The sequence below is a fragment of the Capnocytophaga sp. oral taxon 380 str. F0488 genome, from assembly GCF_000318255.2.
Lineage (GTDB): Bacteria > Bacteroidota > Bacteroidia > Flavobacteriales > Flavobacteriaceae > Capnocytophaga > Capnocytophaga ochracea.
In genome coordinates this window covers 24621-37679 of the sequence record NZ_KB291206.1, presented here as the reverse complement: position 1 = coordinate 37679, position 13059 = coordinate 24621, and the positions used below count along the sequence as shown (strand labels likewise).

Genomic DNA, 13059 nt, shown 5'->3' with positions numbered 1-13059 from the left:
GTTGATTTTCTTTCTTTTAGTCGCTCTTTTATCGCCCCGATAAACCAATAAGGAATAACCATACATAAAAGGCAGAATAGCCAAAAACCAATTAGGAAAATGACTATAAAAAAGAGAAAACCTAAATATTGCTCAATGCTGAATGATAGATAATAAACGCTCATAACTTTTCCTATCTTAATTACCAGTTTATGGCTTCCTTCCCTACGGATGTAAGATAGGCATTAGCTTTGCTGAAATGTTTGTTGCCAAACCAATAGCCTTTGTTTGCACTCAAAGGAGAGGGGTGCCCTGAGGTAAGAATACAATGTTTTGCCGGGTCGATAAGGCTTGTTTTCTTTTTGGCATAACCACCCCACAACATAAACACTATATTGTTACAATGTGCTGAAACTGCTTTAATAACAGCGTCAGTAAAAGTTTCCCACCCTTTATTTTGGTGGCTACCAGCTTCGTTGGCTCTTACGGTGAGAGTGGCGTTCAGCAGCAAAACTCCTTGCGATGCCCAGCGCTCCAAATTGCCACTGATAGGGTAGGAGGTACCTAAATCTTGCCCTATTTCCCTAAAAATATTGATAAGTGAAGGTGGGTGGGCAATGCCATCGTGTACTGAAAAACACAAGCCGTTTGCCTGCCCTTCGCCGTGATAGGGGTCTTGCCCGATGATAACTACTTTCACCCTGTCCAGCGGACAATGGTCGAAAGCCGAAAATATTTGCTTTCCTTTGGGATAACAAATATTTTCGGCATATTCTTTCTTTACAAAATCGGAGAGCTGACTGAAATACGGCTTATTAAATTCTTCTTGTAATACCGACTTCCAGCTGGGATGTATGTTCACTTCCATAGTTTATGGGATAACATTTGTATTTTCTTTGTTTTTAGCAGAAGGGGCATTCGGCTTTCTACGTGCTATCACATCGGCGTAATACTTCCTGCTGTTATTGATGACCTCCAACGTCTTTTTGTAGAACTCATCTTGTTTCACTCCTGATAGGGTTACAATGTAATTTACCATATTGCGGTAATCATCTGAGAGCTCTTTGCGTAGCGGACGTATATGATAGGCTTCTTTTTGCAAGGTTTGGAACGACCTGTGCGAAAAAAGTTCATCAAACGCCTTATTAGATTTTTCCAACTCACTTACAAATTCCTTAATTTGCAAGCTTTTCACTGCATTTACATAAGGTTCAGCTTTGAGCTGAGTAATGAGGGTTGTAAGGTTGCTGGTTTCTTCCTCATACGTTTCTTTTGAAACATCTTTATAAGGGTCTATAAGCCTTTTTAACGTTTCAAAAGCCTTTTTCTTATCGTCCGTTTTTGCATATTTATAAGGGCGAATACTCAAACGCAAGGCACGCATATCGGTATCTCTTGCGTGGTCAAGCTCGGCGAGTTTTTTGGTCTCTTCACTAGAACGGATTCTTTCCAATCCCTTTTCATAAGAAGGAATTTTGCCTTTTAACTTTTCGAAGAGCACTTTAAAATCAGCATCTGTTTCCAATTTTAAATCAGTCTTGCCGAAATCTTCAAAAAATCGCACTAAAAATTGTTTAAACTCGGCATTATGCAAGCGAGCAAGGTCTAAATTGATTAACTTCTCCTTTTTCATAAGTAGAATATATTTTTTGAGGTTGTTAAATAATTAGTATTGTAAATTTAGGGATTATCCTAATAACGATAATCCTCGTTTTTATGCGACAAAATTACGAATTCCTTTTTTTATATGCAAAATTATTTTCAAAGTTTTTTATTGATATATGAAAAATCAATATTAGTATATGGTGTTTGTATTATAATTGATTCAACTTTGCCAAAGTTTCAAACTTTGGCAAAGTTAATACTGCAAAAACTACTGAAATAGCTAATTTTTATGTTAAACTAATGTATTCAATTTGTAAAATCTTCCCTGTTTTAACCTCCGAAGAATAGAAAAACATAAAAAAATACACTTTTTTGTAACTTTACAAAGTTAAACTACTCAAAAAGTGGCTCGCTATTGATTTTATAAAGTTCGGCAACACAAAAAGTGACTTTCTATCCACTTTAAAAAGATAAAGAACTTAAAAAGTGATTGTTCAAAAAACAATCACTTTTTTGAGATATTAATAAGGTGCCTTTTCGGTAAGTTGAACTTTATCGGATTTTCTGTACGAGCTCCAATTCGTCCAAAGAAACAGAGGTAGTAAACGCCCCATAATTTACTATGGCTTTGCCTTTTTCAATCTTATCGATACTTCCCACGCTTCGGCTGTCTTTAATGCGCACACGGTCGCCTACTGAAAGGGCGCGTTGTAGCTTTTCCTTTTCGGCGCGTTCTTGGGCAATGCGCTCTTTCTTCTCTTCTTTGCGTTGCTGGCGGATAGCCTCCATTTGCTTATGAACTTCTTCGGTAGTAGTTTTTTTCTCCTCTTTTTGCTTGGTGCGTTCCTCTTTGCTCATTTGTTTGCGCTTGGCATTTTCCATTTCAATGAGTTTGAGAAATTCAGATACCAAAGGGCGACGCTTACCATCGTAGAAATAACGTTCGGCTATCTGGTCTACCTTACTACCTAAGGTAATCATACGTTGGCTTTGGTCATAGAGCTCTTGATAATTTATGAGCTTGCTTTTTATTTTATCATTGAGTTCCTCCAAACGTTTGGCTTCTTCGCGGGCTTTGGTTTCTTCATCTTTCAGGGTTTCGGCAGTTTTTTCCATTTTGGAGCGTTCTTTCTGCAATTTGGCGATAGTGGCATCAAAACGCACTTTTCCTTTCTCTATTTTTTTCTTAGCCCGATTGATAAGGCTAAACGGAATGCCGTTTTTCTGCGCCACTTCAAAAGTGAAAGAACTTCCCGCTTCGCCTATTATCAGCTTATAGATGGGCTCTAAGGTTTTATCGTTGAAAAGCATATTGGCATTGCTGGCGTGGGGCAATTCATCTGCCAACATTTTTAAATTGGTGTAATGGGTGGTAATCACCCCAAAAGCCTTTCGGTGGTAGAACTCTTCTAAGAATATTTCAGCCAAAGCACCTCCTAATTCGGGGTCGCTACCTGTCCCGAACTCATCTATCAAAAACAAGGTGCGGTGATTACACTTTTTGAGGAAGTAATTCATATTTTTGAGTCGGTAGCTGTATGTGCTAAGGTGGTTTTCAATAGATTGGTTATCGCCGATATCGGTAAGAATGCGTTCAAACAAACACATTTTAGAACGATGATGCACCGGAACGAGCATTCCACTTTGTAACATTAATTGCAATAAGCCAATGGTTTTAAGCGTAATACTCTTTCCGCCCGCATTAGGTCCCGAGATGACGATAATACGATTTTCATCATTCAGTTCTATGGTTTGAGGGAAGGTAGTAACACCTTTTTTAGCATTGTTTAGATACAGCAAAGGGTGATATGCTTCACGGAGGAATAGTTCGCGCTCCTGAGTGATTTCTGGCAAAAGTGCGTTCATTTGTTGAGCGTACTTAGCTTTGGCGCAAATAATATCAACGGCTGTTATGTATCGCTGATAGTCTTTCAGCAGGTCGGCAAACTGACTGATGAAGGCGGTAAGTTCTCTTAATATACGCTGGATTTCCTCTTTTTCGTCATAAAGCAGATTGGAGAGTTCGCGAGAGTAGATTTCGGTTTGTCGCGGTTCTATATACACTATGCTACCCGTTTTTGAGCTCCCCCATACGGTGCCTTGTACTTTTCGGCGGTACATTGCTTTCACTGCCAATACGCGGCGGTTTTCTACTACGGTCTCGCGGATATCATCGAGATAGTCGGCAGTGTTATACTCGGCGAGAGCACGGTTGAAACTCTCGTTGAGTTTTCCTTTCAAGGCACTCAGCTCACGGCGTATATTGCCAAGCGTAGGAGAGGCTTCGTTTTTTATCTCGCCGTACTTGTCCAGCACTTTATCGATAGCGTTCAGCAGTTCGGTAGTATACTCGATACTATCAGCGGTTTCGAAAAGGGTAGGGTATAGCGTTTTGAACTTCTTAAAGAAGAGAATTTGAGTGTTTACAACCTCGCTGATACGATAAATCTTCCTAATGCTCGACACTTCTAACAAAGCGTTTTCAATAGATAGGAGTTTAATTTCAGAAGTGATAGATTCGCAATAGTGTGAAGGGATTGTGTTGTTATTATCAAAAGACGATAGGTATTCATTGGTTTGATTCAGTGCCAATAACAGGCTCTCCTGATCGTCGAAAGGCTTGATACGTAAGGCGTATTTCTTGCCGAGTTCAGTAAGGCAAAGGTCAGACAAATGAGAGAGTACAATGGGGAACTCTAAGTCTTCAAGTGTTTTTGTATTCATTTAGTTTTTAGGAAATATCTTTTTGTGATATAAAATCATCAGCCCCACTGCTATACATATTGCAGAGTCAGCCACATTGAACACGGGCTCGAAGAAACGAAAGCGTTCGCCTCCCCAAAAGGGTACCCAGCTGGGAAGTGTAGTATCGATAATAGGGAAGTAGAACATATCCACCACTTTGCCGTGCAAGAGGGTTCCGTAAGGATTTTCGGCAAATAGGGTAGCAATGTTACCATAACTATGGTCGAAAATTATGCCGTAAAACACCGAATCGATGATATTGCCCAGTGCTCCTGCCAATATCAAAGAAATGCAAATGATAAGTATCTTAGGTTGTTCCTTTCTCACTGCCGATACCAGCCAATAGCCGATACCTATTACCGCTACAATGCGAAAGAGGGTAAGAATGAGTTTGCCGTATTCGCCGGGAATTTTAGTACCCCAAGCTGCGCCTTCGTTTTCTACAAAGTAGATTTGAAACCAACTGAAAACGGTTACGGCTTCGTTGAGGATAAAGTGTGTTTTGATGTATATTTTGCTCCATTGGTCGATGATAAGTACCAACAGAATAATAAGGAATGCGTGTTTTAATTTCATATTGTTTTTTTGCTAAATGAGGCGCAAAGATACTAAAATAAAGCTGAATGACAAGCTATAAAGCAACAAATACTATAAGCTGACTTAGTTTTCATTCTTTTCTTTCTCCAAGAATTTCTCTTTGTCTTTGCGAATTTGTACCAATCGGTAGTTTTCAGTGGCTATAACAAAAGCAGATAGTTTGTTTTTCTCCAAGAACTCTTTCAAATCAGTAACAATGCTCTGAGCTGAATAAGCATCGCGAATATTATGAACTACCAACCAAGTTTCATCGGCATTATAGAGGTCTTCTGAAAGGGTGAGTACTTCAGAAATTGCCTTTAATTTCTGGGTAAGTTGTTCTTTTATAGTTGTACGTGTCTCGGAAACCGTACCTGTAATGACTACTTTCCATTTCGTAGCCTTATCGTCAGTAACAAAATCTTCGGTTTCTATATCTTTAAGCTCATCTAATAGATTTTTAGCCTCTTCACTTTCAGCAGTGGCAGGATAGTTAGTCGCTATCTGTTGTAACTGCGTTTGGTAAGGAGCAAGTCCCTCTAAACGTGCCGTTGTTTTGGCTTGCAACAGTGCGATAGCAGGTGCTAACGAAGTTTCACGATACTGCGCTCCTTCTGTTTGTAACTGGTGAGCCGTCTCGATAATTTCACCGCGATTGTATCGAGCCATAAGGGTATCAACAAAAACTTGTGCCTGTTTATTGCGCTCTTGTTGTGAGGTTTCGCTTCCTTGCAATAGTTTTGCATAATCGGTATTAGGATAGTTAGCAAGTAGTCGCCCTTTGATGGTTTCAGCTTTGGGGTTATGAGTATCAGTATAATTCTTTTGGAGCTCATAAAGTGTAACTACTTCTAATTCGGGAGAAGGATTGTTGGCAAGAACACGTTCTAAACGTTGTATAGCCAATTCATTTTCACTGAATTTAGAGCGATAGAGCACGCCCAACTGGTACAAGGCTTTATTTCTATCGATGTTAAGTTGAGCGATTTCGGCTTCGGTCTTAGGAAGTTGAGAAAGATAAGTATCGGGAGTTTCTACTTCTTTTTCAGCTATTTGTTGTGTAGTAGCTGAGACAGTGAGGTTTGCCACAGTGACATTCCCCATACTCGACCAACGCCAGTTATCCTCCAATTTGCGGTCTCCCCAATATTGTTGAAACTGTTGTTTCCCATAAGCTACACTCATCGGATTGTAGAAATAGAACTTGCCTCCCTTTTCAGTAGTAGCATCGGACATAGTTACCCCCATACCTGTATTGGCAACCTTTTTATTGTGTTGCTTTTGTGTGCGAAGAGCAATTGCTTTCTGTACAGAATCGATATGTTTTTGGTAATACGCACGACGTTCTGCCTCCGGCAAGCGCATAACTTTTAAAACGCTATCATTTTTCTTAACGACGTATTCTAATTCAGCAATCTTGGATAAGTTGTCTCTTTTTCTGCGAATAAAAAGATGTTCAAAGGTATGTTCAGGGATATAAGTAAGAGTGCTATCCAAATGCTGATAAGCTCCCGTGTAGTCTTTTTGGTCAAAAAATAATTCAGAGAGACGTGTATGAGCTTTTGCTTTTAACGGATTGTTATTCTTATTGTTGGAAAGAGAACTGCGATAAAAATCGGTAGCCAAACGCTTATCATCGTCTTTTAAAAGTTCGCCGTGAGTGTAGTAAAGCACATCGAGATAGTTTTTGTGCTCATAACGGCGTTCAAGCTTGGTAAGGTAAGCTAAAAAATCAGCCTTTTCTTTAGGGGTGAATGTTTTGTTGCGAGCCTTTCCTGCTTGGGCTTCTACCCATAACTTGCGCGGAATCTTCCAATTTTGCTTCACAACCTTTTCAAAAGCTACTTCGGCAGAGTCTTTTTGATGCTGTTTTTCATAAAGCTGAGCTGCAATAAAGTAATATCTACCACGTAAAGCCTTATTACGAGTGTATTTACCAGCATTGTAAAGCGCATCGGCAGCCTCAGGATATTGTTCTTGGTTAATATAAGCCTGTCCTAAGGTAGCATAGGCTTCAGCTCTATCATTTTTGCGTAATTTAGGATTCTCTTTTAAAAATTCAGTGAGTTTTTCTATAGCAATTTTATCTTTACCTAAACGGAGATTAGCTTTTTGTGCCCAAACCGCTGCCTCAGGAATACGCTCGCTCGTTCCGTAATTCGTAAGCAGGTGATTGAAAGCCTCTAAGGCAGGAAAGAAACGCTCATCGTAATAACGAGCTTGACCGAGTAACATATAAGCGTCGTCAATTTTATAGTTGCGTTGTACTCCTTTAAAAACCATAGAGTGTTTCTGAATGGTTTTAATAGCTTTTTCTTCAGCACGTTGAAAATCAGCATTACCTGTACCATCTAATTGCACTTTTCCTGTCATACCGATAGGCTCTACGGGTAGAATTTCACTAAAATTATCTTGATATTTTTCGCGTAGTTCATTAAGACCTTTGGCATATGCTTCCTCCCCATTGAACAGTACATTATACTTGGTAACAATAGGTTGCATCTGACGGTTATAATAGGTATTAGCATTAGGTGTACAAGCTAAATATAGCAAAAAAACAACTAAAAAATTACTGTATAGTAAAACTCTTTTCATACTTTTTCATAAGTGCTGTTACAGAGTGCGAAAGTACTACTTTTTTTTAAAAGAGCGAAATATTATTTCAAAAAAATAAGTTTTCTCTACCAAAGCACCGCTTTATATACAGTTTAGATATATTTTTACTCTTGTTATCCTTCGTTCATTGTTTGTCTTTTGTTCGTCCTTTCTTCGTCTTTTGTTTATCTGCCCGTGCGGCTCGCACCGCCTTTTGTTCGTTTATTGTTTATTTGCCTATCGTGCTACGACCTCGCACCTGCCTGTCGTGCTACGACCTCGCACTGTCATTGATTTAGTATTATTGGCATTATTGGCATTATTGGCATTGTGGTATTAAAAGACATTTGCTAATCTGCTAATTCTTCAATATCTTTGCACCTTCAATTTAAAAACACTGTTAAATCGATAACACATTAGTATGACAAATATTCAATATATAAAAGCCCAAACACAACTACCTGAAAAAGCTATTGAAAACACACTTTCACTATTAACCGAAGGTTGCACTATTCCCTTCATTGCACGCTATCGAAAAGATAGCACTCAGAATTTAGATGAAGTAGCCATTGAGCATATTGCCAAATCCCAAGCTGATTACGACAATATCTGTAAGCGCAAAGAAACGATTCTCTCTTCTATTGAAGAACAAGGAAAGCTTACAGACGAATTGCGCAAACGTATTGAGAACTCTTTTGAGCTCAATGAATTAGAAGACCTATACTTACCTTACAAAAAACGTCGTAAAACCAAAGCCGATGTAGCCAAAGAAAACGGCTTAGAACCTCTTGCAAAACAGATAATGAGTCAGCGTGTGACCGACTTGGAACTATTAGCAGGGCGTTATCTTTCCGATAAAGTACCTACTGAAGAAGAAGCTTTACAAGGGGCTTCGGATATTATAGCTGAATGGATTAACGAGAATACGTTTATACGTCGCACTCTTCGCCGAATATTCCAGCGCAAAGCAATCATCAGTAGCGAAGTAGCCAAAGGTAAAAACGAAGAGGAAGAAGCTCAGAAATACGCTCAGTATTTCGATTGGGAAGAAGCCCTTAACAAAGCGCCCTCTCACCGTGTATTAGCAATGTTGCGTGCTGAAAAAGAAGGATTTGTAAAACTAAAAGTACAAGTAGATAGTGAAGAAACCTTACCTTTTATGGAAGAAAACATCATAAAGAGTAGGGGAGAAGTAGCCGATTTCTTGAAGAAAACGGTAAAAGATAGCTACAAACGCTTATTAGAGCCTTCTATTTCCAACGAAACACTACAAGAGGCAAAAGATAAAGCCGATGCGAAAGCTATCAGTGTGTTTGCCGAGAACCTCTCACAGTTGTTATTAGCGTCTCCTTTGGGTGAAAAGCGCATTTTGGCTATTGATCCAGGATATCGTACAGGTTGTAAGGTAGTATGCTTAGATGAAAAAGGCGACCTTTTGCAGCACGATGTTATCTATCCTCACGCTCCCCAGAATGATATGACTATGGCTACCAAAAAGCTCAGCACAATGGTTTCTCAATACAATATCCAAGCCATTAGTATAGGCAATGGTACTGCTTCTCGTGAAACAGAGTCGTTTGTAAGAAGTATTGCTTTCCCTAAAAAGGTAGAAGTATTTGTGGTGAGTGAAGCAGGAGCATCAGTCTATTCAGCTTCTAAAATAGCTCGCGATGAGTTCCCCGATTACGATGTAACTGTACGTGGGGCAGTATCCATAGGCAGGCGTCTTGCCGACCCATTAGCTGAATTAGTGAAGATAGACCCTAAGAGCATAGGAGTAGGTCAATACCAACACGATGTAAACCAGTCGTTATTGAAAGAGGAGCTCGATGCAACCGTAGTGCGTTGCGTGAACAAAGTAGGGGTAAACCTCAACACAGCAAGCAAATCACTACTCAGTTATGTATCAGGAATAGGGGAGAAGATGGCTGAAAACATAGTAGCTTACCGCTCGGCTAATGGTGCTTTTGGTAAGCGAGAAGACTTAAAAAAGGTACCTCGTTTGGGTGATAAAGTATACCAGCAGGCAGTAGCTTTCTTACGTGTACACAACAGTGAGAACCCGCTCGACAATTCAGCAGTACACCCCGAAGCCTATTCTATCATCAAACAAATGGCGAAAGATACAGGTATCTCAGTTGCACAACTTATAGGTAACAAGCAAGCTATTGCCACTATTGATATTCAAAAGTACAAAACAGATAAGGTGGGTGAACTTTATTTGAAGGACGTATTAAAGGAATTAGAAAAACCAGGGCTCGACCCTCGTACTACTGCTAAAGCCTTTGCCTTCGACCCTAATGTAAAAACCTTTGATGATGTACGTATAGGAATGATATTACCTGGTATAGTAAACAATATTACTGCCTTTGGTTGTTTTGTGGATATAGGTGTTAAAGAAAGCGGATTGGTACACATCTCTCAACTAAAAGAAGGTTATGTCTCTGATGTAAATGAAGTAGTTAAACTCCACCAACAAGTGCAAGTAAAAGTTATAGAGAAAGACGAAGTGCGCAAACGTATTTCACTAAGTATGGTGTGGTAATAATTAACAATGGGAACACTCACAATTTGCAGTAGATACAAACGCTATAAAGTACCTCATCAAACACGGTTCGTATTATCAGAATAAAATAAGCCTGTATGAAAAACTTTTCATACAGGCTTATTTCAAGTTGCTATTCTGCTCTATATATGTTACTTTTCTGCTGAAAGAAGTGCGTTTAAACGGCGTAGTGTTTCTTCTTTGCCAATCACTTCTATAATATCGAATACGTGAGGTCCTTTGAGTTCACCTACTAAGGCTAAACGCAACGGAGGCATCACTTGTCCGAAGCCTAAGCTTTTAGTTTCCATATATTGTTTCACCGCTTCTTCTAAAGCTACTGAGGTGAAGTTAGATGTGTTTTTAAGTACCTCACTTACTTCTTTTACGATTTCAGGAGTTTGCTCTTTCCATTGTTTTTTGAGTGCCTTTTCGTCGTACTGAGCGGGAGCTTCAAAAAAGAATTTGCTAAGTTCCCAAAAATCACTCACAAAGGTAGCACGCTCTTTGATGAGACCAACTACTTTCTCTATCGTAGCCATCGGAACTGTAACGCCTCTTTGGGTAAGGTCTTTTTGGAAAAGAGTAGCTAATTCTGCATTAGGCTTCATTTGTAGGTATTGGTGGTTGAACCACTTTATCTTCTCAGGGTCAAAGCGAGCCCCTGCCTTATGTACTTTTTCCAAATCGAAGAGTTCCACGAGTTGCTCGACAGTGAAGATTTCTTCATCGGTACCAGGATTCCAACCTAAGAGTGCTAAAAAATTGATAAGTGCTTCGGGAAAATACCCTTCTCCACTAAAACCTTTGAGAGTTTCGCCATTCTCTGTCCAATCCATTGGGAAAACAGGGAAGCCTAATTTAATACCGTCACGCTTGCTGAGTTTACCATTACCCACCGGTTTGAGGATAAGAGGTAAGTGTGCAAAAGCAGGGGCTTGCCAACCAAAAGCGCGATAGAGCAAAAGGTGCAATGCCATAGAAGGCAACCACTCTTCACCGCGTATCACGTGAGTGATTTCCATTAAGTGATCGTCTACGATATTTGCCAAGTGGTAAGTAGGCATTCCGTCGCTTTTAAAGAGCACTTTATCGTCTAAGGTACTTGTATCGATAGTTACTTCACCACGAATCATATCGTTCATTTTTAGCTGTTCGTTATGTGGCATTTTAAAGCGAATCACATACTCATCGCCACGCTCTAAGCGTTGTTGTACTTCTTCTTTGCTAAGTGAAAGTGAGTTTTGCAATGCATCACGTGTAGCCCAATTGTATATAAAGGTCTCTCCTTTGGCTTCTGCTTCCTTGCGAGCTGTATCTAATGCCTCAGCAGTATCAAAAGCGTAGTATGCCCAACCGTTATTGATAAGGGTATCGGCATATTGTTTGTATAACGGTTTACGTTCACTTTGGCGATAAGGGGCGTGTTTGCCTTCTTTGCCTACTCCCTCGTCGTAAGTAAGACCTAACCAATTGAGGGAATTTATGATGTACTGTTCTGCGCCTTCAACATAGCGATTTTGGTCGGTATCTTCTATACGAAGTAAAAAATCACCGCCGTGCTTTTTGGCGAACAAATAATTAAATAGGGCGGTACGTACGCCTCCGATATGCAATGCTCCCGTAGGACTGGGAGCAAATCTAACTCTAACCATTTATTTTTATAATAATTTTAAATCTTTAATTACTTTGAAAGCTATATCGATTTGGTTTTCGGGGATTACGATAGTAAATTCGTTGGCGGTAGAAATCACCTCGTTCATATTCACTCCCTCCCAAGCCAAACGTTGAAATATAAAATAATAAATGCCCGATACTGAGACGTTCTCTTCGGGAAGTTTTACACTAATAGCTCCTAAATCGGTGAATTTGTGCAAAATGCGTTCCTTCTTAAAGATATTCTCAACAATAGACTCCATTGAGTTACTGACAATAATATTTGCTTCATTTACCCCACGAGTAGTAGCGTAGAAGATATCTCTATTATTTTTGATTTTATTGAGTAGCTGAGCCTGAGCATTCATAAAGGTTTCAGAGGTTAAGAAAGTATAGTCGGTTAAATTTGAACGAACAATAATATCGCCTATATTCTTCAATACTTTTACAATACGATGAGTAGAGCGAAACTCCATATCTACTGAAAGGCGTTTGAGAGCCATAACAATAGCCCCATTGCGCACTTCACGCTGAGTAGTTTCAGCTTGTATATCCTTACGTATGATACGAGCCAAAGAAGTAAGGTTAATAATCCCTTCTGAAAGAGCGGTTTGTAAGAAAGGTTTTGATTTGATATAGTGCTCGACGGCTGATGCTATTGTTTTCATTTGTATTGGATATTATAAATTTATTAAAAAGTAATTGGGGGCATAAATCATTAAAAAGGATAAAAAGCGTCTTCTATGTAGTTTAAGCTAAATTCTGCATTGTTTTTTACGATGGATATAATATCGAATTGTATTTCTACATCTAAGTCTTTTTTCTTTATATAAAAATCGGTAGCTTTCACTAATAGTTCTATCTTTTGCTGATTTACAAAGCTCTCGGGTTCACCATAAGCACTTGAGTTACGTGTTTTTACTTCTGTGATATGCAAAATATTTTCTTTTTGCGAAATGATATCAATCTCGGCGTGCCCAAACCTAAAATTGCGTTCTAAAATAGTATGACCTTTTTCTATTAGGAAGTTTACGGCATCTTGTTCTCCTTCATTTCCTAAATCGTTGTGCATTGCCATAATAAGCGTTGGTTTTATAATTTAACGCCAAAAGTACAAAATTTAATATATGTAACAAAAAAATATTAGTTTTTTTTCATTTCTATAAGTTGAGAGGGACTAAGCTATTTGATATCACAATACTAATTATTAGGTAAAAGGTAAAAGGTAAAACAATGCGAGGTCGTAGCACGACAGGCAGATAGTGTGAGCCGCACAGGCAGTCGTAGCACGACGGGCAAATAAACAAAAGACGGTGCGAGCCGTACGGGCAGATAAACAAAAGACGAACAAAAGACGA

Annotated in this window: 9 protein-coding genes; 1 reads left to right on the top strand and 8 read right to left on the bottom strand. The window is 39.2% G+C overall.

What is annotated here, in order from left to right:
* Positions 1-181: 181 nt before the first annotated feature.
* From ung to HMPREF9078_RS06740, 5 genes are all read right to left on the bottom strand, one after another.
* Positions 182-847 (bottom strand): uracil-DNA glycosylase, encoded by a 666-nt coding sequence (gene ung, locus HMPREF9078_RS06760; protein WP_009419950.1) that lies wholly within the window; start codon positions 845-847, stop codon positions 182-184.
* A 3-nt stretch (positions 848-850) separates the two neighbouring features.
* Positions 851-1612 carry a DUF6261 family protein gene (locus tag HMPREF9078_RS06755; RefSeq protein ID WP_009419949.1) on the bottom strand — a complete coding sequence of 254 codons (762 nt, stop codon included), beginning with the start codon at positions 1610-1612 and terminating at the stop codon, positions 851-853.
* 524 nt (positions 1613-2136) lie between these two features.
* Entirely contained in the window at positions 2137-4308 is a 2172-nt protein-coding gene (locus HMPREF9078_RS06750) for a MutS domain V protein (protein ID WP_009419947.1), read from the bottom strand.
* A complete protein-coding gene (locus HMPREF9078_RS06745; protein WP_009419946.1) occupies positions 4309-4905 on the bottom strand; it encodes a lipoprotein signal peptidase in 597 nt (198 codons plus the stop codon).
* Between the two features lie 84 nt (positions 4906-4989).
* Positions 4990-7500: a tetratricopeptide repeat protein gene (locus HMPREF9078_RS06740; protein ID WP_009419945.1), complete on the bottom strand. Its 2511-nt coding sequence runs from the start codon at positions 7498-7500 to the stop codon at positions 4990-4992.
* 421 nt (positions 7501-7921) lie between these two features.
* Here HMPREF9078_RS06740 and HMPREF9078_RS06735 point away from each other — a divergent pair, with 421 nt between their 5' ends.
* Complete coding sequence (locus tag HMPREF9078_RS06735; protein ID WP_009419943.1) at positions 7922-10045, top strand: Tex family protein; 2124 nt, start codon at positions 7922-7924, stop codon at positions 10043-10045.
* 152 nt (positions 10046-10197) lie between these two features.
* On the opposite strand, the gene gltX is transcribed toward HMPREF9078_RS06735, so the two are convergent.
* From gltX to HMPREF9078_RS06720, 3 genes are read right to left on the bottom strand one after another with little or no spacing between them, the layout of a single operon-like run.
* Entirely contained in the window at positions 10198-11700 is a 1503-nt protein-coding gene (gene gltX / locus HMPREF9078_RS06730) for a glutamate--tRNA ligase (RefSeq protein ID WP_009419942.1), read from the bottom strand.
* Between the two features lie 6 nt (positions 11701-11706).
* Positions 11707-12369, bottom strand: a complete 663-nt coding sequence (locus HMPREF9078_RS06725; RefSeq protein ID WP_009419941.1) for a hypothetical protein — start codon at positions 12367-12369, stop codon at positions 11707-11709.
* Positions 12370-12419: 50 nt separating this feature from the next.
* Positions 12420-12779, bottom strand: a complete 360-nt coding sequence (locus tag HMPREF9078_RS06720) for a YraN family protein (RefSeq protein WP_009419940.1) — start codon at positions 12777-12779, stop codon at positions 12420-12422.
* Positions 12780-13059: the final 280 nt, after the last annotated feature.

What these genes read in the sequence shown, in the direction of transcription:
- ung (WP_009419950.1), bottom strand. Translation starts at nt 847, where the DNA reads ATGGAAGTGAACATACATCCCAGCTGGAAGTCGGTATTACAAGAAGAA.
- HMPREF9078_RS06755 (WP_009419949.1), bottom strand. Translation starts at nt 1,612, where the DNA reads ATGAAAAAGGAGAAGTTAATCAATTTAGACCTTGCTCGCTTGCATAAT.
- HMPREF9078_RS06750 (WP_009419947.1), bottom strand. Translation starts at nt 4,308, where the DNA reads ATGAATACAAAAACACTTGAAGACTTAGAGTTCCCCATTGTACTCTCT.
- HMPREF9078_RS06745 (WP_009419946.1), bottom strand. Translation starts at nt 4,905, where the DNA reads ATGAAATTAAAACACGCATTCCTTATTATTCTGTTGGTACTTATCATC.
- HMPREF9078_RS06740 (WP_009419945.1), bottom strand. Translation starts at nt 7,500, where the DNA reads ATGAAAAGAGTTTTACTATACAGTAATTTTTTAGTTGTTTTTTTGCTA.
- HMPREF9078_RS06735 (WP_009419943.1), top strand. Translation starts at nt 7,922, where the DNA reads ATGACAAATATTCAATATATAAAAGCCCAAACACAACTACCTGAAAAA.
- gltX (WP_009419942.1), bottom strand. Translation starts at nt 11,700, where the DNA reads ATGGTTAGAGTTAGATTTGCTCCCAGTCCTACGGGAGCATTGCATATC.
- HMPREF9078_RS06725 (WP_009419941.1), bottom strand. Translation starts at nt 12,369, where the DNA reads ATGAAAACAATAGCATCAGCCGTCGAGCACTATATCAAATCAAAACCT.
- HMPREF9078_RS06720 (WP_009419940.1), bottom strand. Translation starts at nt 12,779, where the DNA reads ATGGCAATGCACAACGATTTAGGAAATGAAGGAGAACAAGATGCCGTA.